Genomic DNA, 24,543 nt, shown 5'->3' with positions numbered 1-24,543 from the left:
CTCGGCCATCAACGGCGAGATCAAGCGCCTGGCCATGGCGGCCTCGTCCGGCGACTTCAGCCAGCGCGGCGACGTGGACAAGTACCAGTACGACTTCCGCGACATGATCGACGGCCTGAACCAGCTGATGGAAACGACCGACGGCAACCTGGCCGAAGTTTCCGAACTGCTGCAGGCCATCGCCCGCGGGGACCTCACCGCCCGCATGGAAGGCGATTTCCACGGCGTGTTCGCCACCATGCGCGACGATGCGAATGCCACCGTCGCCCAGCTGACCGACATCGTCGGCCGCATCCAGGACGCCTCCGGCTCCATCAACACCGCCGCCGGTGAAATCGCGTCGGGCAACGCGGACCTGTCGCGTCGCACCGAACAGCAGGCGGCGAACCTGGAGGAAACCGCAGCGTCCATGGAGGAACTGACCTCCACCGTGCGCCAGAACGCGGAATCGGCCCGCCAGGCCAACCAGCTCTCCATCGGCGCCGCGTCCGTCGCGTCGCAGGGCGGCGAGGTGGTCGGCAAGGTCGTCACCACGATGCGCGACATCGAGCAGTCCTCGAAGAAGATCGCCGACATCATCTCGGTCATCGACGGCATCGCCTTCCAGACCAACATCCTGGCGCTCAATGCCGCCGTTGAAGCGGCGCGTGCCGGCGAACAGGGCCGCGGTTTCGCCGTCGTGGCGAGCGAAGTACGCACGCTCGCCCAGCGCTCGGCCAATGCGGCCAAGGAGATCAAGGGTTTGATCGAGACGTCCGTGGACAAGGTCGCCGACGGTTCCAAGCTGGTGAACCAGGCGGGCGCGACGATGGGCGAGATCGTCGCCAGTGTGCAGCGCGTGACCGACATCATGGCCGAGATCTCCGCGGCCTCGCAGGAACAGTCGGCCGGCATCGAGCAGGTCAACCAGACGATCACCCAGATGGACGAGACCACCCAGCAGAACGCCGCGCTGGTGGAGGAAGCCTCCGCCGCTGCGCGCTCCATGGAAGAGCAGGCGCAGTCGCTCAGCGAGTCCGTCTCGGTGTTCAAGCTGCATGCCCACTCCGCGCCCGTGGCCGCCGCCAAGCCGGCCAAGGCCGCGGCCGCCCCGACCGCCGCAACGCCGAAGCCGGTCGCCCGCACCGCCTCGACGGTGCTGGAGCCCGCCCTTGCCGACGGTGACGACTGGCAGGAATTCTGAGGCACGCGGTTTGCATCGTCCCGGTCGCGCGCCGGGGGCCCGTCCACAGGACGGACCCCGGCGGCATGACCGCCAGTACCCCGCTCTTGCGAGACCTCCATGTCCGTCAGTACCCGCCCCCTTGCTCCGGCTACCTCGACCCGACGGACCTCCGCCCCGCCCCCTCGCGACGACGCCGCCGCGACCGGCGCGCGTGATTTCGAGTTCGATGACCGCGACTTCCGCCGCGTCGCCGACCTGATCCGCCAACGGGCAGGCATCGCCCTGGCCGACGGCAAGCGCGACATGGTCTACGGCCGCCTTTCGCGACGCTTGCGTGCGCTGGGCCTGCGCAGCTTCAAGGACTACCTGGACCAGCTGGAACGGGACGGCGGCGACGAGTGGCAGGCCTTCACCAATGCGTTGACCACCAACCTGACCTCGTTCTTCCGCGAACCGCACCATTTCGAGCGCCTGCAGGAAGAACTCGCCAAGCGGCGCAACGACGGAGCGCTGAAGATCTGGTCCTGCGCCGCCTCCACCGGTGAGGAGCCCTACTCCATCGCCATTTCGGCCTGCCAGGCCTACGGCACGCTGACGCCGCCGGTACGCATCCTGGCCACCGACGTCGACACGCAGGTGCTGGCCACCGGCGAACGCGGCGTCTATCCGATCGAACGCATCGCCGGCCTGGACGAAGCGCTGAAGCGGCGCTACTTTCAGCGCGGCAGCGGCCCCAACGAGGGCAAGTGCCGCGTGCACCCGGCGTTGCGCCAGATGATCGACTTCCGTCCGCTCAACCTGCTGGCGCCACGCTACGACGTGGCGGGCCCGTTCGTGGCGATGTTCTGCCGCAACGTGATGATCTACTTCGACAAACCGACCCAGCGCAGCATCCTCACCCGCCTCGTGCCGCACCTGGCCGACGACGGCATGCTGTACACCGGGCACTCGGAGAATTACCTGCACGCCGCGGACATCATCCAGCCCTGCGGGCGCACGCTGTACCGGCGCGCCGGGGCCGCCGCATGAGCGCCGCCGCGGCCGCCTTCGCCGATGGCAGCGTGATGCGCTACCACGACATCCGCTTCAAGACCGATGCCGCCAAGCTGCTGCCCACGCAGTACTTGGTGGTGAACGATCACACCGCGCTGGTCACCGTGCTGGGCTCGTGCGTGGCCGCCTGCATACGCGATCCGCTGCTGAAACTCGGCGGCATGAACCATTTCCTGCTGCCGGACGGCAACGTCGGCGACGGCGCACCCGCGCGCTATGGCAGCTACGCGATGGAACTGCTGATCAACGACCTGCTCAAGCGCGGCGCCGCGCGCAGCCGCCTGCAGGCCAAGGTGTTCGGGGGCGCCAACGTGCTGAAGGGCTTCACCAGCAACCCGGTCGGTACCCGCAATGCCGAATTCGTGCGCCGTTACCTCGATGCCGAGCGCATCCCGGTGGTGGCGGAAGACCTGCGGGGCATCCATCCGCGCAAGGTCTGGTACTTCGCCGACAGCGGCCGCGCGGTGGTGCAGCGCCTGCCGCACGCCCACGATGCCGAAGTGCTGGCCGCCGAATCCGCCGCGCGCGCGCGCCTGTCCAGGGCGCCCGTCACCGGGGGCGTGGAGCTGTTCTGATGAGTACGAATCCTTGCCGCGTGCTGATCGTCGACGACTCGGCGGTCGTTCGCCAGATCCTGACCGAAATCCTGTCGCGCGACCCCGGCATCGAGGTCGTCGGCTCCGCCGCGGACCCGCTGCTGGCGCGCGACAAGATCAAGCGGCTCAATCCCGACGTGATGACGCTCGACGTGGAAATGCCGCGCATGGACGGCCTGGCGTTCTTGGAGAACGTCATGCGCCTGCGGCCCATGCCGGTGGTGATGATCTCCTCGCTGACCGAGCGCGGCGCCGATACCACGCTGCAGGCGCTGTCGCTGGGCGCGGTGGACTTCGTTTCCAAGCCGAAGCTCGATGTCGCCAGCGGACTGCAGGCGTATTCCGACGAGATCATCGCCAAGGTCAAGACGGCGGCGAAGGCGCGCGTACGGCCCTTGGCCCGCACCGGCGCGCCACGCGTGAACCTCGATGCGGCACTGCCGGCGCCGCCGGCATTGCGCTTCCGCACCACCGACCGCCTGATCGCCATCGGCGCCTCCGCCGGCGGCACCGAAGCGCTGCGCGCGGTGCTGGAACAGATGCCCGCCGACGCGCCCGCGATCGTGCTGACCCAGCACATCCCCGCGGGCTTCAGCCGCGCCTTCGCCGAACGCCTTGACCGCCATTCGGCGATGGCCGTGCGCGAAGCCAGCGACGGCGAAGCGATCCTGCCCGGCCACGCCTATCTGCCCCCGGGCGGCCAGCACATGCGGATCATCCGCGACGGTGCGCGCTGGCGCGCCCGCATCGACGACGGCCCCGCCGTCAACCGCCACAAGCCGGCGGTCGACGTACTGTTCCGCTCGGTGGCGCAGAGCGCGGGGGGCAATGCGGTCGGCGCCATCCTGACCGGCATGGGCGACGACGGCGCCCGCGGCCTGCTGGAGATGAGCCAGGCCGGTGCGCCGACCCTGGTGCAAGACGAAGCCACCAGCGTGGTCTGGGGCATGCCCGGAGCCGCGATGCGCCTGGGCGCGGCCAAGGAGGCGCTGCCGCTGGAACGCATCGCCCAACGCCTGCTCGACCTGGCGGCGGCGATTGCCTGAGCGTGCGGCATCGCCGCTGCGAGCCTGATGTGGGAGCGACGTAAGTCGCGATGACGCGACGGCGATGCCTGAACGAAGAGCATCGCGACTTACGTCGCTCCCACAACCGCCGGTCGCACAAGCGGCAATGGCGGTCACAGATCGCCCGCCACAGCAAAACCGCGCGATTTCCCGCCTAAAGAGCCGTTCCCCACGGCCGATACTCATCAGTGAGCTTCATCAGAGAGCACCCATGTACTCGCGCATCCTGGTTCGTCTTGCGGCACCCCTTCTCCTGACCCTGCTGTTCCCGCTGTCGGTCGGCTTCGACTGGCCCAACGCCGTGCAGTGGGCGTTGCTGACGTCGCTGACGCTGGCCTGGCTGATCTTCGCCTGGCTGACGGCCGTCAATTCGCACCAGATCTCCCCTGAGCATGCCAGCGTGGTGCGTGAACAGGATGCGCTGCTGACCGAACTGCGCCGCTTCGTGAACAACGAGATCGAAGGCTCGCGCAGCGAGATCGACCGCGCACGGGAGCTGATCCGCGAGGCGGTCAGCAACCTCGGCGGCAGCTTCGACGCGATGAACCGCAAGTCGCGCGAACAGAGTGCGGCCATCTCCCGGATCATCGACCGCAACGGCGACGGCGACCGTGCCGGCGTGGACGTGGCGCGCTTCGCCCAGAACGCCAGCCAGCGCATGGAACAGCTGGTCGAGGCGCTGGAACAGGTGGCCGGCCAGAGCGGCACCACGGTGCACCACATCGACGACATGGCGCAACACCTGGATGGCATCTTCTCGCTGCTGGAAGACGTCAAGTCGATCGCCGACCAGACCAACCTGCTGGCACTGAACGCCGCCATCGAAGCCGCGCGCGCCGGCGAAGCCGGTCGTGGCTTCGCGGTGGTCGCCGACGAGGTGCGCAACCTGTCGGAGCGCTCCACCGCCTTCAACGAGCAGATCCGCAAGCTGGCGCACAGCTCGAAGGAATCCATTGCCAAGGTCCGCGACACCGTGTCGAACATGGCCTCGCGCGACCTGGACCGCTCGCGTGAAGCCCGCTCCGAAGCCGCCGGCATGCTCAACCAGGTCGCGGCGATCAACGCCTCGCTGGGCGACGGCATGCGCGAAGTCTCGATGTGCGGCCACGCGATCGACGCCAGCGTCGCCGATGCCGTCCGCTCGCTGCAATTCGAGGACATCGCCACGCAGTCGCTGGGCAGTGCGCAGACCCACCTGGACCGCCTGACCGCGATCAACAAGGAAGCGCTGGCCCTGCAGGAACTGCTGCACCGTACCGGCGGCGCGACGGACAACGAACTGCTCAGCGCGCTGCGCCTGATCGGCAACCGCCTGCGCGACCAGCGAACCGAATGGGAACGTCCCCCGCACAAGCCGGTGGCCCAGCAGAACATGGGCGCGGGCACGGTCGAGCTGTTCTGACCCCCGCCACCGGATGACACGCACGGGGCGGCCAGCGATGGCCGCCCCGCTGCATTCAGGGCCGCTCCGCCATGCCACGGCGGCACGACTGGCATACTGCCGCCGTTCCCGCCCGCGCCGCGCCCATGCCGCCTTCTCCCGACGACCTGCTGTTGCAGCTCTTCCACCTGCAGGAAGCCGACCGCCACCGGGTCGGGCGCGCCCTGCACGACCAGGTCGGCCAGGCGTTGTCGGCGATCCGCATGGGAGCGCACCTGGTGCAGTCGGAGGATGACGCGGAGATCCGCCAGGAGGACCTGCGCGAGATCATCCGCGCAAGCGATGAGGCGGTCGCCATCGTTCGCGACCTGCATGCCACGCTGCATCCGCCGCAACTCGATTCGATCGGGCTCGACGCCGCATTGCGGGCCGAGTACGAACGCCTGTTCCCCGGCAGCACGGTGACGCTCGCGTCCTTGCCCCACGCACCCGCCGCCGACCGTGCCCTGGTCGCGTTCCGCATCGTCCAGACCATCGCCCGGGAAGTGGCCCACGCGGGCGGCCGCATCGTCCTCGCGCTCGACGGCGATCCCGATCCCCGCGGCGGCTTCACCGTGGACATGCAGGTCCAGGCCGATGTGGATGCGCGGCCGCTGCTGCAGGCGCTGGCGAACGCGGCGGGGGGCGAACTGGTCGTCGTCCCGGACGCGCCATGGCGACTTCGCCTACCCTATGGGCCCCTGCCCGCCACATCCGCCGATCCCGCGTGAACTCCGAGCACGCCCACCTGCCCCGCCTGCCGCGCCTGGGTGCCGGCGAACCCGACCTGCTGCGCATGGTCGAGGCCGCCACCCACGACGGCACGCCGTTGATGCTGCTGTACGTCGACATCGACCACTTCCGCTCGATCAACGAGAACATGGGCGTGGAAGTCGGCGACGAAGCCCTGGCGATCCTCAGCGACCGCCTGCAGCAGGCCTTGGGGACCGAGGCGCGCGCCTGGCGCCATGGCAGCGACGAGTTCATCGTGGCCGTGCCTCGCTCGCCCGGCACCCTGCCGCCCGAACGCTTCGGCGAGCTGCTGCGCGAGCAGATCGAGCTGCCGATGACGGTGCTGCCGTACACGCTGTTCCTGACCGGCACGCTGGGCGTCGCCTTGTGTCCCGAACATGCCGACACGCCGTCTGGCCTGCTGCAATGCGCCGAGAGCGCGATGGAACAGGCCAAGCACGAAGGCATGAACCTGGTGCGCCTGTACCGGCGCGGCGCGGCGATCACCGCACGCAGCGACAGCATCATCGCGCGGCAGATCGTCAATGCCATCCACCACAACGAACTGCGCCTGTTCTACCAGCCGCAGATCAATGCCCACGACGGACGCGTGGTCGGCATGGAGACGCTGCTGCGCTGGTACTCGCCGGCCCTGGGCCTGCTGGTGCCCGAGCGCTTCATGCACGTGGCCGAAAAGCTGGGCGTCATCGTCCAGATCGGGGACTGGGTGCTGCGCAATGCCTTCAAGCAGGCGCGCGTCTGGCGCGACTGGGGCTTCGACGACTTCGAGATCGCGGTCAACGTGTCCACGCTGCAACTGCTGCGCCCCAGCTTCGTGCCCGAAGTCCTGGAGGCCATGCAGGAGGCCGGCATCCCGCCGCAGATGGTGGTCCTGGAGGTGCGCCAGAATGCGCTCGCCAAGGACATGAACCTGGTCCACCGCACGCTGGCGCAGTTGCACCGCGAAGGCGTGCGACTGACGCTGGACGACTTCGGCATGGGCGACTCGAACCTGGATTCGCTGGTCCGCTTTTCGGTGGACAAGATCAAGATCGACCGCAACTTCGTGAAGGGCGTGCCCTCGGGCAACCGCGAGGTCGCCATCACCTGCGCCATCATCGCGATGGGCCACCAGCTGGGCATGAAAGTCATCGCGCACGGCGTGGAAACCGATACGCAGCTGGGCTTCCTGCGCAGGAACCAGTGCGACATGTTCCAGGGCCACCTGTTCGGCGAGCCGATGTCGGCCGAGGATGCCGGCGCGGTGCTGCGCCGCCGCTACCTGCGCGCCGATGCCTTCGCCGCCACCAAGCCCGACCGCACCCTGCTGCTGCTCGACGACGAAGAGAACATCCTGCGCTCGCTGGTGCGCCTGTTCCGCCGCGATGGCTACCGCATCCTGGCCGCCAGCAACGTCACCGACGCGTTCGAGCTGCTGGCCACCAACGACGTGCAGGTCATCCTGTCCGACCAGCGCATGTCGGACATGAGCGGCACCGAGTTCCTCGGCCGCGTGCGCGTGCTCTACCCGGACACGATCCGGCTGGTGCTGTCCGGCTACACCGACCTGGCGACCGTCACCGAGGCGATCAACCGCGGCGAGATCTACCGTTTCCTGACCAAGCCGTGGAACGACGACGACCTGCGCGAACACATCCGCCAGGCATTCACCACGCACGAGAACCAGCCGCACCATCGTGCGCACGCCTGACGCCGACGACGCGCCGGGTCGCTGGTGCGTGTACCTGCTCGAGTGTCGCAGCGGCGCGTATTACGCCGGCATCACCAACCGCCTCGACGCACGCTACGCCGCGCATGTCGCCGGGACCGGCGCGAAGTACACGCGTGCGAATCCTCCCGTGCAGCTGCTGGCCAGTCGCGCGTATCCCGACCGCAGTGCGGCGTCGCGTGCGGAAGCGCACCTCAAACGGTTGCCGCGGGCGAAGAAGCTGGCGTTCTTCGAGTCCTGACACACCCCCTCTCCCTGCGAAGCGGGGAGAGGGTGCCGGAGGCGGGTGAGGGGCGAACGGAAATGGGTCGTGTGGATGTCCTCTACGGACAACGTTCGCGATGCAGTTTCTCGCGGGATCCTGCGCCGCGCCCGCCCCTCATCCGCCCTTCGGGCACCTTCTCCCCGCCGAGCGGGGAGAAGGGAACAGACGTCACGCCGCGTCGAGACTCGGCTGCCGGATCGGCAGCACGATGCGGAAGCAGGCGCCGGCGCCCGGCACGTTGCGCGCTTCGATGCGCCCGTTGTGCTTCTTCACGATCCCGTAGGAAATCGACAGGCCCAGCCCGGTGCCGCTGCCGACCGGCTTGGTGGTGAAGAACGGGTCGAAGATGCGCTGCAGGATCTCGTCGGGGATGCCGTGTCCGCTGTCCTGGATCTCGATCCACACCTCGTCGCCCTCCACCCCGGTGGCCACGGTGATCGTGCCGCGTTCGTCGATGGCATGGCTGGCGTTGAGCAGGATGTTCATGAACACCTGGTTCAACTCGGAGGGGCGGCACTGCACCAGCGGCAGCTTGCCGTACTGCTTTTCCAGGGTGACCTTGTACTTCAGCTCGTTCCAGATGATGTTGATGGTGGAATCGAGGCCGGCATGCAGGTCGGCGGACTTCCAGCTGTCGTCGCGCCCGGAGTACGAAAAATCCTTGAGGTTGCGCACGATCGCGGTGACGCGCTCGATGCCTTCGCGCGACTCGGACATCAGCTGCGGCAGGTCGCCGGTGATGAAGTCGATGTCGGCGCGTGCACGCAGGTCCTCGATCTCGGGCAGCATCGTCTTCGGGTCCGGCAGGCGCAGCGCGCGCTCGTAGACTTCGATCAGCGAGAACAGGCTGTGCAGGTATTCCTGCAGCGAGCCGAGGTTCGAGTGCACGTAACCGATCGGGTTGTTGATCTCGTGCGCAACGCCGGCCGCGAGTTGGCCGATGGAGGCCATCTTCTCCGACTGGACCAGCTGCTCCTGCGCACCGGCCAGCCGCACCAGCGTCTGCCGGAGCTGTGCGTGGCGACGCTGCAGTTCCTGCTGGCGCGCATGCGCCTCGCTCACGTCGTGGAACACGACCATGCAGTGGCCGCCGCCGGGACTGTCGTGGAAGTACGCGCGCACCTGCAGCACCAGGCCGTCGTCGAGCGTGAGGTCGGCATTCCAGCGCCCGGTCTCGCGCGCGATGCGGATCGCGTCGGCGGGCAACAGGCGGGACAGCGCGGCCAGCACGTCGCCTTCATCGTTCACCAGCGCGCGGGCGGCTGCATTGGCGTGCAACGGACGCGCATCGCCACGGCACAGCAGGTAGCCATCGTCCATCAGTTCGGCCAGCGCCTTGAGATCGGCGAAGGACGGGATGTCGTCCACGGTGCAGGCGCCGGAAGGCGGATTCGTCAGCGGGTCTGTGGCCACGGATGGATCGGGTGGCGGCGATGATGGGGCGCCAGTATCCGGCGCGGCCGCAGGAGCGGCAAGGTGCGGTGTCGCAGTTTGCGGATCCGGCACCGGGCTCAGGCCACCGCGATCGGACGCGGGGCGGCGTTCGTCGATGTCTGGCCCTGGGCGTCGTAGGCGCCGTGGCTTTCAGTGCGGCCGAGGTGGCGCAGCGCCCAGTTCACTTCGCGACGCCGACGCGCCAGCAGGATGCCGTTGGCGTGGTTCATGTCGGCGAGTTCGGCCAGGCGCTGGCGCAGTTCGTCCGGGAAGCCGTAGCCGGCGGCGGCGCCTTCCAGCGCCCGCAGCGCGTCCAGCTTGTCCTGGGTGCAGCGCACGAGCGCTTCCACGTCGTGCTCGACGATGGCGCGGCGCTCCTCTTCCAGGGCCGCGGACAGTCGCTGGAGGGGGGCGTGCGTCATGGTGCTCAGCCGCCCAGCTGGTCTTCCAGGCCGAGCATGCCGTCGGCGATGGCCTCGGCGTTGATCTTGTACGTGCCGGCCTGCAGCGCTTCGCGCACGGCCTGCACGCGTGCCTCGTTGATCGCCGGGGCGGTGGACAGTTCGCGCTGCATGGCCTGCAGGCTGGTGGCCTCGCCAGTCAGGCGCAGGCTGTCGCCTGCCGCGCTGGCTTCCACGGGGCTGGAACGGTCGGCGCCCGCCGGGGCGACACGGCCACCCAAGGGGCCTGTGCTGCGGATGGCGGCAGGGGGAGTGCCTTCGATTTTCTGGTTCATGTCAGTCACCTGTAACAGGGTTCAAAGGAGTTATCGGCCGCCACCCGGTCGACTTTAGTGACGGATCGCACAATTCCGAGGAAGGCCCGTTTTCTGCCCGATGTCCTTCCACCCAGCGTCGGTATCGGCACCCCGAGGGACATCTTGAGGGCCGATCGCGAATTATTTTCATCGACTCACCCAGACGTCGCCGCCCGGCCCGACCACACCCTGCACCACGCGGCGCGAGGACAGGTTTTCGACGGTTACCCGCTCGTTCTCGCCTGCATCGGCCAATGCCTTGCCGGCGACGCGGACTTCCACGCCCCCGCGCCGGGACACCAGCGCCACATTGTCGCCGCGCCGGACCAGGCGCTGCGCGACCAAGTCGGTCGACGCCAGCACCGCCCCGGCAGAAAGCATGCGTCGCGCGACCCGGCCCACCGCCTGCGTCGGATCGGCGACAGCCGACCCGACGACGCGGGAAGCATCGCGGCGCTCGGCGACGAAGGCATCGGCGGTGATGGTCTCGCCTGGCGCCACGCCACGCGCCAGCACCAGCACGGTCTGGCTGCGGCGCACGCGCACGGGCACGAACAGGCGCCAGCCGGCATCCTGCGGGCAACTGACTTCCACGCTGTTGCTGCCCTGGATACGTGCGACCAGCGCTGCGCCACAGCGCGGCAGGCGCAAGGCGGGATCGAGCGTGGCCTCGGCCTCACTGCCGGCAGGCAAGGCGCCGAGGGCGGCGGCCTTGATGCTGTCCACCGGCTGGAAGTCCGCGGCCAGCACGGCGCAGGCGGTCAGACCGCCGATCAGGGCGGTGGTCAGGCGCAGCAGCATGGGCGGGTTCCGTCGGTTCATCGGCGGGGAAGGTGCAAGTGATGTGCCAAGTGGTGAGATGCGCTACCTCTCCGTGCCGAGGGGAGAAAGAATCCACGAACAAAAACGGGGGCCGGAACGTATCCCCTCTCCCTGCGCAGCGGGGAGAGGGTGCCGCAGGCGGGTGAGGGGCGAACGGAGATGACGACGCATCGGTGCCCGACCAGGCTCCGCGCCCGGCCCCTCATCCGCCCTGCGGGCACCTTCTCCCCGCAGGCGGGGCGAAGGAAAGCGCACCGCGGCTCAAGCGGTCCTCGAGCCTGCCGATAAGTTGTCCATGACCCAGGACCTGCTCAACCGCATCGACCAGCGCACCCGCCTGGCCGGCCACAACCGCCTCGCATTGCTGCTGTTCCGCCTGGGCGGGCGTCAGCTTTTTGGCGTCAACGTCTTCAAGGTGCAGGAAGTCCTGCGCCGCCCGCCCCTGTTCCAGCTGCCTGGACTGCCCACCGAATTCGTGGGCGTGGCCGACGTGCGCGGCCGTTCCGTCCCCGTGCTGGACCTGGGCCTGAGCATCCGCCACCCCGAGCGGGACCCCAATCCCGAGAACGCGCCCAACTACCTGGTGGTCACCGAGTTCAACCGGTCCATCCAGGGATTCCTGGTCAGCGGCGTGGAGCGCATCGTCAACATCGCGGTGGAAGACATCCATCCGCCGCCGGAACTGGGCGCGGAAAACAGCTTCCTGACCGCGGTGACGCGTTTCCAGGGCGAATTGATCCAGGTGATCGACGTGGAAAGCGTGCTGGCGGACATCTGCCAGTCGCGCATGGATGCCACGCTGGCGCCGGAAATGGCCCTGCCCGCCGGTGCCCCGCCGATGCAGGTGCTGGTGGTCGACGACTCGCGTGTCGCGCGCTCGCAGATCCGCAGCGTACTGGAGCAGTTGGGCGTCACTGCCACCCTGCTGTCCGACGGGCGCCAGGCGCTGGACCACCTCTTGCAGGTGCACGCCGCCGGCGAGAACCCGGCCGAACGCTACGCCATGGTCATTTCCGACATCGAGATGCCTGCGATGGACGGCTACACGCTGACGACGGAAATCCGGCGCCATGCGGGCCTGGCCGGCCTCTACGTGCTGCTGCACACGTCCCTGTCGGGCGTGTTCAACAACGCCATGGTCGAACGCGTGGGCGCAAACGCCTTCGTGGCGAAGTACAGCCCGCACGAGCTGGCCGAGCATGTGCTGTTCCGGCTGAACCAGGTGGCGGCAGCGCAAATGGCGGCGTAAGCGGCGTAAAGCGCCCTCATCCGCCCCCGTACCGAGTACGGGCAGGCGCTTCGGGCACCTTCTCCCCGCCGCGCGGGGCGAAGGAAGAGCACGTTCTGGCACACGCCTTGCAGCTGCCCCGGCAACGGTCTGCCGGAGCGGTGCCATGTCCAATCCCATCTCCAACTACCTCGGTGTCCATGCGGCGGCACTGCCGCTGCGTGAGCAGCGCATGCAGCTGATCGCCAGCAACCTGTCCAACGCCGACACGCCGAACTACAAGGCGAAGGACCTCGACTTCCAGGCTGCCCTGGAGAACGCCGCCGCCAGGGCCGCGCCCTTGCGGACCACCAACGAACTGCACCTCACCCTGCAGGACGCCACCCCGCGCATGTTCGAACGCGATGGCGTGCAGCCCAGCCTGGACGGCAACACCGTCGATGCCGACACCGAGCGCGCCGCCTATGGCCGCGCGGCGCTGGAGTATCGAGCCTCGCTGAGCTTCATCGAATCCAAGGTGCGCACCATGCTCACCGCGATCACCGGCCAGTAAGGAGGCATGCCATGAGCAACCTGCCCATCTTCGACGTCGCCGGTTCCGCGCTGCAGGCTCAGTCCGTGCGCCTGAACACGATCGCCAGCAACCTGTCCAACGCCGATTCCATCGCCTCTTCCGCGGATGCGGTCTACAAGCCCATCGAGCCCGTGTTCCAGGCGCGCCCGCTGCGCGGCGACGGCTCGCTTACGTCGGTGCAGGTGAAGGAGATCAGCCAGAGCGATGCGCCACCGATCAAGCGCTATGAGCCCGGCCACCCGATGGCCGACGGCGACGGCTACGTCTACGCGCCCGATGTGGATCCGGTCTCGCAGATGGTCAACCTCATCTCGGCGTCGCGCGGCTACCAGGCCGGCGTGGAAGTGCTGAACACGGCCAAGGAACTCGCCCTGGCCACCCTGACCATGGGCCGCTGACGCCCCGCCACCGAGCGACCACGCACATGACCACCATCAATGGCGATCCGTTCGCCGCCATCAATACCGCCTCCTCGGGTGTGGCGACCACCAAGAAGGCCGACACGCTGGGCCAGGCCGATTTCATGCGCCTGATGACCGAGCAGCTGAGCCATCAGGACCCGCTGAAGCCGCTGTCCAACAGCGAATTCGTCGCGCAGCTGGCGCAGTTCTCGACCGTGCAGGGCATCAGCGAACTGAACACCACCGTCGGCGGTTTCTCCTCTGCGTTGACCGGCGACCAGGTGCTGAAGGGCGCGGCGCTGGTCGGCCATTCCGTCGTGGTGCCGTCCAGTTCGGTGGCACTGCCTGCCACCGGCAATGCCACGGGCCTGGTCATGTCCCCGGGTGCGGGCAAGGTGACGTTCGAGATCACCGATGCCAGTGGCGTGGTCGTGGACACCATCGACGTCGAATCCACCGGCAAGGGCGAAACCGCCTTCGTCTGGGATGGCGTCAAGGCCAACGGCGAACGCGCGGCGGCCGGCGCGTACTCCATCAAGGCCACGCATACCGGCAGCGATGGCACCGGCACCGCGCTCAATACCTACGTCGACGCCACCGTGGAAAGCGTGACCATCGGCTCCGACGGCCTGTACCTCAACCTGCCCGGCCTGGGCACCGCCCCGCTCGACTACGTGCTGCGCATCGGCAAGTCGGCGTCCTGACCTCACTCCCACCGCATCCAGCAAGGAGTCTTCCATGGCTTTCAACAGCTCGCTGTCCGGCATGAGGGCGGCCAATGCCGACCTCAACGTCACCTCGCACAACATCGCCAACGTCAACACCAGCGGCTTCAAGGAGTCGCGCGCGGAGTTCGCCGAGGTGTTCTCCACCACCGGTTACGGCCTGCTGCAGAACGGCATCGGCGCGGGCGTTCGGGTGACCAACGTGGCCCAGCAGTTCTCGCAGGGCGACATCAACCAGACCGGCCGCTACCTGGACCTGGCGATCGACCGCGAAGGCTTCTTCACCGTCAGCAACAACGGCACCAACGTGTATACCCGCGCCGGCAACTTCCAGCGCGACGCGAATGGCTTCGTCACTACGCCCGACGGTTACCGCCTGCAGGTGTTCCCGCCGCGCGCCGACGGCGTCGGCTTCGATACCGGCAACCTGGTCGACCTGCAGCTGCTGACCACCGATAGTGCGCCCTCGCCGACCACCAACGTGGACCTGGGCGTGACCCTGCCCGGCAATGCGGCGCAGCCGACGATCGCGCCGTTCTCGCCCACCGACAGCGCCAGCTACAACGAGACCACCTCGGTGACGGTGTACGACTCGCTCGGCGTGGCCCACCAGCAGGCCGTGTACTACGTGAAGACGGCCAACCCCAACGAGTGGCAGATGCACACCTATGTGGACGGCGCCTCGATGGGCGCACCGACCACGGTGCAGTTCGACAACAACGGCACGCTGACCGCGCCGGCCAACGGCCTGGTGACGCTGGCACCGTTCACGCCCAGCACCGGCGCCGGCGTGCTCAACATGACGATGAACATCAGCGGCACCACGCAGTACGGCGAACAGTTCGCCAAGCGCATCCAGAACCAGGACGGCTACGCCACCGGCAAACTCAACGAATTCAGCGTCTCGCCGGAAGGCGTGGTGTATGCGCGCTATTCCAACGGTGTGGACCGCGCCATCGGCCAGGTAGGCCTGGCCAATTTCACCAATCCGCAGGGCCTGGTCTCGCAGGGCAACAACACGTGGACGCACAGCTTCGCATCCGGTGAACCGCGCATCGGCGCACCGGGCACGTCGGACTTCGGCCAGGTCGCCTCGGGCGCGCTGGAGGCCTCGACCGTGGACCTGACCGAGCAACTGGTCAACATGATCGTGGCGCAGCGCAACTTCCAGGCGAACTCGCAGATGCTGTCCACGCAGGACCAGATCACCCAGACCGTCATCAACATCCGTTGATGGCGGCACGGCCGACGGAGGCTGACGCATGGACAAGGCACTCTACGTCGCGATGACCGGCGCCCGCGCTTCGCTGCAGGCGCAGGGCACGGTGTCGCACAACCTCGCCAACGTGGACACGAAGGGTTTCAAGGCGGCGCTCGCCGGCACGGAAGCCTTCAAGATCCAGGGCCAGGGTTTCCCCTCGCGCGTCGATGCCGTGCTGATCGATCCCGGGTTCGACGGGCGCACCGGATCGCAGATGGTCACCGGCCGTTCGCTCGACATCTCGCTGCAACCGAACCGCTGGATGGCCGTGCAAGCCGCCGATGGTGGCACGGCGTACACGCGCAACGGCGAGCTGAGCGTCACACCGAACGGTCAGCTGGTCACCGCCGGCGGCCGCGCCGTGCTGGACGACAATGGCAATCCGATCGCGGTGCCGCCCGCCCAGTCGATCGACATCGGTGCGGACGGCACGGTGTCGATCATCCCGCAGGGCGAAGGCCCGCAGACGATGGCCATCGTCGGTCGCATGCGCATCGTGGAAGCCACCCAGTCGCAGCTCGCCCGGGGCGGCGATGGCCTGATGCGCCCCTCGGATCCGCAGGCGCCGGCGTTGCCGGTGGCCAATGGCAACAGCCTGACGATGGGCGTGCTGGAAGGCAGTAACGTGGATGCGGCCGGTGCGCTGGTGCAGATGATCCAGTTGCAGCGGCAGTTCGAGATGCAAGTGAAGGTCATCCGCACGGGCGACGAGATGGCGCAGTCGTCGAATCAGCTGCTGCGGTTGGGTGGTTGATCAACAAGCACCATGAGCGCGATGCGTCCATGGTATTTGAGCGCACGACGTTCGTTCGTTGGATGCGTTCATTGGATGCGTTCACTAGCCTCAAGCATGGTGCCGCTCGCCGCGGAGGCATTCTTTCTTTGCTTGTGCAAAGAAAGAATCAAAGAAACACACCCCAGGCGGCACGCCCTGCGCTTCGCTCCGGGTCCGCGAGCGGTCCGGGAATTTTCGTATGGCACATCCATGTGCCATACGAAAACGCCGTCATCCATGACGGCGCCCTTCGGGTTTTACCCGACCCACTCGCCGTGCCTCATGGGGGCCTGGGAGCGGGAGCAACGGCAAAGCCAAAAGCACGGGGCGAGCTTCGATCTGTCAGGCGCAACTCTGGGGCCCCTGAGGTCCGGCAGTCGCGGCGGGTAAAACCCCGCAGGGGCGCCGCACATGGATGTGCGGCGTTTTCGGCCGGGGCAGGATGCCCCGTCCGAAAATTCCTGCCGCGACTGCGAACCCGCCGCGCAGCGGCGGGCGGACCGCCGGGGTGTGTTTCTTTTGCCTACTTTTCTTTGCACAAGCAAAGAAAAGTAGGGCCTCCGCGGCGAGCGGCGCCATGCCTGACCCAAAGCCCCGCCTACGAAAGACGCACTCAACACGTTCATCATGATTGTGCGTTTCGAGTGAACGGAGGATGTGGAAAAGTCGCTGATAGCCGGGGGAGACCGGCTTCGTTGCCCCTCACCCCAACCCCTCTCCCGCAGGGAGAGGGGCTAACGCCAGGCCCCGCCGGTTTTCCGCCACGCCTACGCCGCGACCGGAACCTCCGCCCCATTTCGGCGCCAATCCCAGTGCCAGAACCACGACACCCATTCCGGCACAGGACTTGCTTGAGAGGAAGCGAGGAACCGCACCGCGCGTTTCCACCCCTTCCACTCCGCGAGGAACCACGCCATGAACCAGGCCCTCTGGGTCGCCAAGACCGGACTGGATGCGCAACAGACGCGCATGTCCGTGGTCTCCAACAACCTGGCGAACACCAACACCACCGGCTTCAAGCGCGACCGCGCCAGTTTCGAGGACCTCCTGTACCAGCAGGTCCGCCAGCCCGGCGGCTCCACCTCGTCGCAGACCCAGCTGCCCTCCGGCCTGCAACTCGGTACCGGCGTGCGCGTGGTGTCGACGTCCAAGGACTTCCAGCAGGGCAACCCGCAACAGACCGGCCGCTCTCTGGACGTGATGGTGAACGGCCGCGGCTTCTTCGAAGTGCTGCTGCCCGATGGCTCGCCGGCCTACACGCGCGACGGTTCGTTCCAGATCAACGCGCAGGGCGAACTGGTCACCAACAGCGGCTATCCGGTGCAACCTGGCATCCAGGTGCCGGAAGGCGCGCAGTCGATGACCATCGGCAACGACGGCACCGTCAGCGTGACCATGGCGGGCCAAGCGCAGGCGCTGGAGATCGGCTCGCTGACGCTGACCGATTTCGTCAATCCGTCGGGCCTGCAGGCCAAGGGCGAGAACCTCTACGTCGAGACCACCGCCTCCGGCCCCGCGCAGAACGGCACGCCCGGCCTCAACGGGCTGGGCAGCCTGGTGCAGGGTTCGCTGGAAGGCTCCAACGTCAACGTGGTGGAAGAGCTGGTGAGCATGATCGAGACCCAGCGCGCCTACGAGATGAACGCCAAGGCCATCTCCACCACCGACTCGATGCTCGGCTACCTCAACAACAACGTCTGACGCCTCACTCCATCGTCACGCCACGAGACACGCCATGAAGCGCACCACGTCCGCCACCACCCTCGCCTGCGCGCTCATGCTGCTGCCGGGCTGTGCACGCTACTACGGCGACGTGCGCCCGTACGCACCGATGCAGCCCATCCAGCCGATCGTCGCTGCGCAGGCGCCGGCGACCGCGGGTTCCATCTACCGCGCCGGCCCCGGACTGAACCTGTACGCCGACCGCCGCGCGCGCGACGTCGGCGACCTGCTGACGATCAACCTGGTGGAGAACACCACCGCGCAGACGTCGGCCACCACCTCGGTGGACAAGCAGAGCGAAATCGCCATCGCGGCCCCGAACATCGCCGGTGCGCCGGTCACGTACAACGGCCGCGACATCCTGAGCGCTTCGGTCAATGGCGACCGCGGCTTCAGCGGCGCCGGCAACAGCGCGCAGAGCAACAAGCTGCAGGGCAGCGTGACGGTCACCGTGATCCAGCGCCTGCCCAACGGCAACCTGGTGGTGCAGGGCCAGAAGAACATGCGCCTGAACCAGGGCGACGAGCTGGTGCAGATCCAGGGCATCGTCCGCCCCGCCGACATCAATCCGGACAACACGATCTCCTCCGGCAAGGTCGCCGACGCGCGCATCGCCTACGGCGGCCGCGGCGCGATCGCGCAGTCCAACTCGATGGGCTGGCTGGGCCGGTTCTTCAACTCCCCGATCTTCCCGAACTGAGCACCGTGATGGACGCCAACGAAGCCAACCGCGCTGCACCGGCACCCGCGAAGAAGTCGCGCCGCATCGACACCTACACGCTGCTGGGGCTGCTGGCCTGGATCGGCCTGGTGCTGATCTGCCTGGCGCCCGCTGCGCGTGCCGAGCGCATCAAGGACCTGGCCCAGGTCGGCGGCGTGCGCAGCAACCCGCTGGTCGGCTACGGCCTGGTAGTGGGCCTGGATGGCAGTGGCGACCGCACCAGCCAGGCGCCCTTCACCGTGCAGAGCCTGAAGAACATGCTCGGCGAGCTGGGCGTCAACATTCCGCCCAACGTCAATCCACAGCTGAAGAACGTGGCGGCCGTGGCCATTCACGCCGAGCTGCCCGCCTTCGCCAAGCCGGGCCAGCCGATCGACATCACCGTGTCATCGATCGGCAACGCCACGTCGCTGCGCGGCGGCAGCCTGCTGATGGCGCCGTTGCGCGGCGCCGATGGCGAGGTCTATGCGATCGCCCAGGGCAACCTGGTGGTCGGCGGCTTTGGTGCGCAGGGCAAGGATGGCTCGCGCGTGTCGGTCAACGTGCCCAGCGTGGGTCGCATTCCGAATGGCGCCACCGTCGAGCGTGCGATCCCCAATGCACTGGACAGTGGCGAAGGCACCATCACGCTGAACCTGCACCGCGCCGACTTCACCACGGTATCGCGCATGGTCGCGGCGCTGGAGCAGAACTTCGGCGCCGGCAATGCCTACGCGCTGGATGCGGTCACGGTCGCGGTGCGCGCACCCGCCGACATCTCGCGCCGGGTGAATTTCCTCGCCCAGATCGAAAACCTGGAGCTCACTCCCGGCAGCGCGCCGGCGAAGGTCATCGTCAACGCGCGCACCGGCACCGTGGTGATCGGCGCGCAGGTGCAGGTGATGCCGGCGGCGGTCACGCACGGTTCGCTGACGGTGACGATCACCGAATCGGCGAACGTCAGCCAGCCGAACGAATTCTCCCGGGGTGGCACCACCGTGGTGACCCCGCAGTCCAGCGTGTCCGTCAGCCAGGAGGGCAACCGCATGTTCAAGTTCGAAGGCGGCACCTCGCTGGACGAGATCGTCCGCGCGGTCAACGAAGTCGGTGCCGCACCCGGCGACCTGATCGCGATCCTGGAAGCCCTGAAGCAGGCCGGCGCCTTGCGCGCGGAGCTCGAGGTGATCTGACATGGCCAGCATGCCCATCGGAACGCTGAATCCTTCCCTGTCGCTGGCTGATGCCGGCGGCAAGCCGGACAACGCGCGCATCCACGATGTCGCGAGAAAGCTGGAAGGCCAGTTCGCGCAGATGATGATCAAGTGCATGCGCGAGGCCGGCTTCGGTGATTCGCTGTTTCCCGGCGAAAACCAGATATTCCGCGACATGTACGACCAGCAGATCGCCAAGGCAATGAGCGAAGGGCGCGGTTTGGGCCTGGCGCCGATGATCGCGCGGCAGCTGGGCGCGACCGACAGCACCACGCCCGCGGTTCCCGCCACCACGGCGCTGTCCGCGTACAAGCGCCTGCTGCCGGGCAACGAAGCCGATTCCATGTTGGACGCCATCGCAGGCCGCGGCATCGGCAGCAACGCCGTGCGCCACGACCCCGGCATGCCTGGCACGATCACGCTGGACACCATCACCGTCCGTCCTGACGCCGCCTGCGATGAGGTGGAACAGGTCGCGTCGGCCGATCCGTCGAAGTACGCGCGCAATACGCCCGAGCGCTTCGTCGCCGAGATCTGGGACCACGCCAAACAGGCGGCGAAGGAGCTGGGCGTCGACCCGCGCGCGCTGGTCGCCCAGGCCGCGCTGGAAACCGGCTGGGGCAAGCGGCAGATCAAGACCGGCGATGGCGACAGCGCGCACAATCTGTTCGGCATCAAGGCGACGGGCTGGAAGGGCGAGCGCGCCCGCACCGCCACGCACGAATACAGCAATGGCGTGAAGCACAGCGAGACCGCGGACTTCCGCGCGTACGCGTCGCCCGCGGAAAGCTTCGCCGACTACGTGCGACTGCTCAAGAACAATCCGCGCTACCAGCAGGCACTGGCGGCCGGCAAGGACATTGCGGGCTTCGCCCGCGGCCTGCAGCGCGCCGGCTACGCCACCGACCCGACGTATGCCAACAAGATCGCCTCGATCGCCAACGGTCCGACACTCGGAAAAGTGCTGTCGGCCATCGGCGACAGCGTCGGCGGCAAGGTCGGCGGATTCGTCGGCAATGCCATCGGCAACGCATTGAAGCGCTGACCCCGGAGCACGCATGTCCAACCTTCTCGCCACCGGCAGCAGCGCCCTCCTCGCTTTCCAGCGCGCGCTGTCGACGGTCAGCCACAACGTGGCCAACATCAACACGCCCGGCTATTCGCGCCAGCGCGCCGAGTTCGAAGCGCGCGACGGCACCTACTTCGGCCAGGGCTACCAGGGCAACGGCGTGCAGATCGTCGACATCCGCCGCATGGCGGACTCGCTGGCGACCTCGCGCCTGCTCGACAGCGGCGGCGAACTGTCGCGCCTGCAGCAGCTGTCGGTGCTGTCCACGCGCCTGGACCAGCTGTTCTCCGAAAAGGCGACGGGCATCAGCGCGCCGTGGTCCAGCTTCTTCGATTCGGTGAGCGCGCTGTCGTCCAACGCGGCCGGCTCGGCCGACCGCGAAAGCGTGCTGGCGCAGGCGAACGCGCTGGTCACGCGCTTCCGGCAGATCGACCAGCACCTGGACGGGCTGGATACCGAGGTCAATGCCGGACTCACCGCCGCCACCGGTGAAGTCAACCGGCTGGCGAAGGAGATCGCCCAGCTCAACGGGCAGATCGGCGGCAACACCCATCCTTCCGGCGACCTGCTGGACCGCCGCGACCAGTTGATCAGCGAACTGGTGGCCTTCACCGGCGGCAACGCGGTGACGCAGGACGGCGGGCTGGTCAACGTGTTCAGCGCCGGCGGACAACCCCTGGTCGTCGGCGCCACCGCCAGCCGGCTCGTCACCGTGCCCGACGCGTACCGCCCCGAGCGGCTGCAGGTGGCACTGGAAACGAACAGCCAGCGCATCACGCTCGACAAGCGCGCGATGGGCGGACAGATCGGCGGCCTGATCGAGTTCCGCACCACGGTGCTGGACCCGGCGGTCGCCGAGCTTGGGCGCGTCGCCACGTCGCTGGCCGATACGTTCAATGCCGGCCACCGCGCGGGCATGGACCAGTATGGACAGCTGGGCGCCGACTTCTTCAGCCTGCCCGCGCCACGCATTTCGTCGAACGCCGGCAACACCGGCACCGCCGTGCTGCAGACGGCCGTGGGCAGCGTCTCGGCACTCAATTCGCAGAACGTGCTGCTGCGCTTCGACGGCAGCGCATGGGTGGCGACGCATCCCGACACCGGTGCCGCCATCGCAACGACCGGCACGGGCACGGCGGCCGATCCGCTGGTGGTGAACGGCGTGGAGGTCGTGCTCGCGTCCGGCACCCCGGCCGCCAACGATCGCTTCCTGCTGCAACCCACCGCGGGCGCCGCCGGCAACCTGGGTGTCGCGATCACCGATCCCGGCCGCATCGCCGCGGCCACGCCGGTCAAGGCCACGACGGACATGGCCAACACCGGCAGCGGCAAGCTGAGCGGCCTGAAAGTGCTGGACGCCAGCCATGCGGGCCTGCTGGCGCCGGTCGACATCGACTTCCTCGATGCCACCAACTACACCATCAATGGCGCCGGCCCGTTCGTCTACACCCCCGGACAGACCATTGCGTCGAACGGCTGGAGCCTGGTGCTGGACGGCGCACCCGCCGCCGGCGACCGCTTCAGCGTGGGCCCGACCGGCGCCAATTCCAGCGACAACGGCAACGCCCGGCTGCTGTCGAACCTGGACGACGCACGCGCGCTCAACGGCGGCACGCTGACGCTCAATGGCGCCATCGGCGGGTTGACCACGCAGGTCGGTTCGGCGGCGCGACAGGCGGATTACTCCGCCCAGGCGCAGCAGGTCATCCACGACCAGGCGCAGGCCGCGCGCGATGCGATTTCCGGCGTCAATCTGGATGAAGAAGCCGCCGACCTGATGCGCCTGCAGCAGGCGTACCAGGCGGCGTCGCAGATCATCGCGACCGCCGACACCCTGTTCCAATCGCTGCTGAGCGCCACACGCCGATGAACAATCGCATCTCCACCGGAATGATGTACCAGCAGTCGATCTCCACGATGCTGGCCAAGCAGGCGAAACTGGCGCACACGCAACAGCAGCTCGCCAGCGGGCAACGCCTGGTGACCGCGAAGGACGATCCGGTCGCTGCGGGTACCGCGGTCGGCCTGGACCGGGCCGTCGCCGAACTCGAACGCTTCGGCATGAACGCCAACGCGGTGCAGAACCGCCTCGGCCTGCAGGAGAACGCACTCACCCGCGTGGGCGAAGCGATGGCGCGCGTGCAGGAGCTGGCCATCCAGGCCAACAACGCGGCGATGGGCGACGACAGCCGCCACGCCATCAGCACCGAGCTGAAGGCGATCTATGCCGGCCTGCTGGACCTGGCCAACAGCACCGACGGTGCCGGCCGCTACCTGTTCGGCGGCACCAGCGACGGCAGCACGCCCTTCGCCATCGCCGGCGGCAGCGTGATCTACAGCGGCGACCAGACGCAGCGCCAGGTGGAAGTGGCGCCGGACATGTTCGTCGCCGACACCCTGCCCGGCAGCGAGGTCTTCCTGCGCCTGCGCACCGGCGACGGCCGCATCGACGGACGGGCCGCTCCGGGCAACACGGGTACGGGCCTGCTGATGGATTTCAGCGTCACGGATTCCACCCTCTGGTCGGGCGGCAGTTACACGCTTTCGTTCGGCGCCGGCAACACGTACCAGGTGCTGGATGCAGGCGGCAATGCGGTCACGACCGGCACCTACGCCAAGGGCGAGAGCATTGCCTTCGCCGGTGTGCAGATGAAGATCGATGGTCAGCCCGCCAACGGCGACAGCTTCACCCTGGGCCCCTCGGGCAGCCGCGACATCTTCGCCACCGTGCAGGGACTGATCGACACGCTGGACGCCAGCCCCACCACGGACGCGCAGCGCGCCGCGATGCAGAACGACCTGCAGGCGGCCATGCGCGATGTCGGGACCGCGCAGGGAAAGATGATCGATGCCCGCGCCAGCGGCGGCGCGCAATTGTCCGCCATCGAGGATGCGGCCGCCCTGCGCGAAGCCAACAACGTCACCCTGCAGGGCACCCTGTCCACCCTGCGCGACCTGGACTGGGCCGAGGCCATCGGCCGCTACCAGATGGAGAACACCGCGTTGCAGGCCGCGCAGACGGTCTTCATGCAGATGCAGCAGCTATCGCTGTTCAAGCTGATGGGCTGACCGGCCTCTCCTTTTCATGCAGTCCTTCCCCTCACGCCGCGATGCCCTCGCGGCGTTTTTTTTCGGGCAGCCTGTTGTGGGAGCGACGTAAGTCGCGATGAAGCTTTACAGGTGACCCTTCGCGACTCACGTCGCTCCCACACCTGCCAAGCCACCTGTTCCCACAGGGGATGAAGGCCTCACCCGGAACACCACGCTGATCCGCGGCCCCTGCGAACGCCGGGTCTTCGGAATGCCGTGCTCGTGCGTGCTCTGCGACGCATGGCTCATCGACAGGATGCTTCCCGGCGCGAGGTCCACCGCCAGCGTTTCGCGCCTGCCCTCGCGTGCGCGGATCAGCATGCGCCGCGGCGCGCCCAGCGAGACCAGGGTGATCGGATGGCCGGCGGCCACGGTATGCAGCTTGTCGCCGTGCATGGCGACGCTGTCGTGGCCGTCGCGGTACAGGTTCATGCCGATGCGCGAATAGGGCGCAGGCGCCCTCGCCTGCACGCAGGCCAGGAGACCGGCCAGCGGAAGCTCGGGCGGCAGTGCATCCACGGCGTAGTTCGCCAGCAGGCGCGGCACGTCGACGATGCGGTCGTACATGGGACGCTGCAGATGGATCCACGCGGCCTGTGCGTGCAGGGCCTCGAACCATGCCTGCGCCGTATCGGGATCGATCGCACCCGGCCAATAGCGGATGCCGCCCTGATCGTCATGCACGAGGCGGTGCATCGCGGGAGCGAACAGATCGTCGGTGTGGGCGGTCAGCGCACGCATGGCAGG

25 protein-coding genes are annotated in these 24,543 nt (G+C 67.9%); 20 read left to right on the top strand and 5 right to left on the bottom strand.

Features of this window, described 5'->3' with window-relative positions:
• The 8 genes from CYU89_RS13895 to CYU89_RS13860 all read left to right on the top strand — a co-directional run.
• Positions 1-1,183: methyl-accepting chemotaxis protein (locus CYU89_RS13895; RefSeq protein WP_296281870.1), on the top strand; the 1,183-nt coding region annotated here is incomplete at its 5' end.
• A gap of 99 nt (positions 1,184-1,282) precedes the next feature.
• Positions 1,283-2,194, top strand: coding sequence for a CheR family methyltransferase (locus tag CYU89_RS13890; RefSeq protein ID WP_296281869.1), 912 nt, complete (start codon positions 1,283-1,285; stop codon positions 2,192-2,194).
• Positions 2,191-2,793 carry a chemoreceptor glutamine deamidase CheD gene (cheD, locus tag CYU89_RS13885; protein WP_296281868.1) on the top strand — a complete coding sequence of 201 codons (603 nt, stop codon included), beginning with the start codon at positions 2,191-2,193 and terminating at the stop codon, positions 2,791-2,793. Before CYU89_RS13890 ends, cheD begins: the two co-directional genes overlap by 4 nt.
• Positions 2,793-3,860 (top strand): chemotaxis response regulator protein-glutamate methylesterase, encoded by a 1,068-nt coding sequence (locus CYU89_RS13880; protein ID WP_296281867.1) that lies wholly within the window; start codon positions 2,793-2,795, stop codon positions 3,858-3,860. Before cheD ends, CYU89_RS13880 begins: the two co-directional genes overlap by 1 nt.
• A gap of 232 nt (positions 3,861-4,092) precedes the next feature.
• The gene (locus CYU89_RS13875) at positions 4,093-5,283 is read left to right on the top strand and encodes a methyl-accepting chemotaxis protein (RefSeq protein WP_296281866.1); all 1,191 of its coding nucleotides are present in this window, start codon (positions 4,093-4,095) and stop codon (positions 5,281-5,283) included.
• 125 nt (positions 5,284-5,408) lie between these two features.
• Positions 5,409-6,032, top strand: a complete 624-nt coding sequence (locus tag CYU89_RS13870; RefSeq protein ID WP_296281865.1) for a histidine kinase — start codon at positions 5,409-5,411, stop codon at positions 6,030-6,032.
• A 65-nt stretch (positions 6,033-6,097) separates the two neighbouring features.
• Positions 6,098-7,744: an EAL domain-containing protein gene (locus CYU89_RS13865; protein ID WP_296281875.1), complete on the top strand. Its 1,647-nt coding sequence runs from the start codon at positions 6,098-6,100 to the stop codon at positions 7,742-7,744.
• Positions 7,731-8,003, top strand: a complete 273-nt coding sequence (locus CYU89_RS13860; protein WP_296281864.1) for a GIY-YIG nuclease family protein — start codon at positions 7,731-7,733, stop codon at positions 8,001-8,003. Before CYU89_RS13865 ends, CYU89_RS13860 begins: the two co-directional genes overlap by 14 nt.
• A gap of 192 nt (positions 8,004-8,195) precedes the next feature.
• Here the strand turns inward: CYU89_RS13860 and CYU89_RS13855 are convergent, their stop codons facing one another.
• From CYU89_RS13855 to flgA, 4 genes are all read right to left on the bottom strand, one after another.
• Positions 8,196-9,347 carry an ATP-binding protein gene (locus tag CYU89_RS13855; RefSeq protein ID WP_296281874.1) on the bottom strand — a complete coding sequence of 384 codons (1,152 nt, stop codon included), beginning with the start codon at positions 9,345-9,347 and terminating at the stop codon, positions 8,196-8,198.
• A gap of 191 nt (positions 9,348-9,538) precedes the next feature.
• On the bottom strand, positions 9,539-9,883 hold the full coding sequence (locus CYU89_RS13850) for a flagellar protein FlgN (protein WP_296281863.1): 345 nt from the start codon (positions 9,881-9,883) through the stop codon (positions 9,539-9,541).
• A gap of 5 nt (positions 9,884-9,888) precedes the next feature.
• Positions 9,889-10,197, bottom strand: a complete 309-nt coding sequence (gene flgM, locus CYU89_RS13845; protein ID WP_296281862.1) for a flagellar biosynthesis anti-sigma factor FlgM — start codon at positions 10,195-10,197, stop codon at positions 9,889-9,891.
• 168 nt (positions 10,198-10,365) lie between these two features.
• Positions 10,366-11,019, bottom strand: a complete 654-nt coding sequence (flgA, locus tag CYU89_RS13840; protein WP_296281860.1) for a flagellar basal body P-ring formation chaperone FlgA — start codon at positions 11,017-11,019, stop codon at positions 10,366-10,368.
• Between the two features lie 316 nt (positions 11,020-11,335).
• Here flgA and CYU89_RS13835 point away from each other — a divergent pair, with 316 nt between their 5' ends.
• The 12 genes from CYU89_RS13835 (at position 11,336) to flgL (ending at position 23,775) form a co-directional block, all read left to right on the top strand.
• Positions 11,336-12,289: a chemotaxis protein gene (locus tag CYU89_RS13835; protein WP_296281858.1), complete on the top strand. Its 954-nt coding sequence runs from the start codon at positions 11,336-11,338 to the stop codon at positions 12,287-12,289.
• A 145-nt stretch (positions 12,290-12,434) separates the two neighbouring features.
• Complete coding sequence (gene flgB, locus CYU89_RS13830) at positions 12,435-12,821, top strand: flagellar basal body rod protein FlgB (protein ID WP_296281856.1); 387 nt, start codon at positions 12,435-12,437, stop codon at positions 12,819-12,821.
• A gap of 11 nt (positions 12,822-12,832) precedes the next feature.
• A complete protein-coding gene (gene flgC, locus CYU89_RS13825) occupies positions 12,833-13,240 on the top strand; it encodes a flagellar basal body rod protein FlgC (protein WP_296281855.1) in 408 nt (135 codons plus the stop codon).
• Between the two features lie 26 nt (positions 13,241-13,266).
• The gene (locus CYU89_RS13820) at positions 13,267-13,947 is read left to right on the top strand and encodes a flagellar hook capping FlgD N-terminal domain-containing protein (protein ID WP_296281852.1); all 681 of its coding nucleotides are present in this window, start codon (positions 13,267-13,269) and stop codon (positions 13,945-13,947) included.
• Positions 13,948-13,981: 34 nt separating this feature from the next.
• Positions 13,982-15,202, top strand: a complete 1,221-nt coding sequence (gene flgE, locus CYU89_RS13815; RefSeq protein ID WP_296281850.1) for a flagellar hook protein FlgE — start codon at positions 13,982-13,984, stop codon at positions 15,200-15,202.
• Positions 15,203-15,230: 28 nt separating this feature from the next.
• On the top strand, positions 15,231-15,983 hold the full coding sequence (locus tag CYU89_RS13810; protein ID WP_296281848.1) for a flagellar basal body rod protein FlgF: 753 nt from the start codon (positions 15,231-15,233) through the stop codon (positions 15,981-15,983).
• A 936-nt stretch (positions 15,984-16,919) separates the two neighbouring features.
• Complete coding sequence (gene flgG, locus CYU89_RS13805; protein ID WP_185896369.1) at positions 16,920-17,705, top strand: flagellar basal-body rod protein FlgG; 786 nt, start codon at positions 16,920-16,922, stop codon at positions 17,703-17,705.
• 34 nt (positions 17,706-17,739) lie between these two features.
• The gene (gene flgH / locus CYU89_RS13800) at positions 17,740-18,426 is read left to right on the top strand and encodes a flagellar basal body L-ring protein FlgH (protein ID WP_296281840.1); all 687 of its coding nucleotides are present in this window, start codon (positions 17,740-17,742) and stop codon (positions 18,424-18,426) included.
• A gap of 8 nt (positions 18,427-18,434) precedes the next feature.
• Positions 18,435-19,616, top strand: a complete 1,182-nt coding sequence (locus CYU89_RS13795; protein WP_296281838.1) for a flagellar basal body P-ring protein FlgI — start codon at positions 18,435-18,437, stop codon at positions 19,614-19,616.
• A gap of 10 nt (positions 19,617-19,626) precedes the next feature.
• Positions 19,627-20,682 (top strand): flagellar assembly peptidoglycan hydrolase FlgJ, encoded by a 1,056-nt coding sequence (gene flgJ, locus CYU89_RS13790; protein WP_296281872.1) that lies wholly within the window; start codon positions 19,627-19,629, stop codon positions 20,680-20,682.
• Between the two features lie 13 nt (positions 20,683-20,695).
• Complete coding sequence (gene flgK, locus CYU89_RS13785; protein WP_296281836.1) at positions 20,696-22,576, top strand: flagellar hook-associated protein FlgK; 1,881 nt, start codon at positions 20,696-20,698, stop codon at positions 22,574-22,576.
• Positions 22,573-23,775: a flagellar hook-associated protein FlgL gene (gene flgL / locus CYU89_RS13780; RefSeq protein WP_296281835.1), complete on the top strand. Its 1,203-nt coding sequence runs from the start codon at positions 22,573-22,575 to the stop codon at positions 23,773-23,775. Before flgK ends, flgL begins: the two co-directional genes overlap by 4 nt.
• Positions 23,776-23,901: 126 nt before the next feature.
• On the opposite strand, the gene CYU89_RS13775 is transcribed toward flgL, so the two are convergent.
• The gene (locus tag CYU89_RS13775; RefSeq protein WP_296281833.1) at positions 23,902-24,537 is read right to left on the bottom strand and encodes an alpha-ketoglutarate-dependent dioxygenase AlkB; all 636 of its coding nucleotides are present in this window, start codon (positions 24,535-24,537) and stop codon (positions 23,902-23,904) included.
• Positions 24,538-24,543 lie beyond the last annotated feature (6 nt).

The sequence above is a fragment of the Pseudoxanthomonas sp. genome (assembly GCF_002863005.1).
Taxonomy (GTDB): Bacteria; Pseudomonadota; Gammaproteobacteria; order Xanthomonadales; family Xanthomonadaceae; genus Pseudoxanthomonas_A.
The sequence above is the reverse complement of the archived record's forward strand: the minus strand, read 5'-3'. Positions and strand labels throughout refer to the sequence as shown.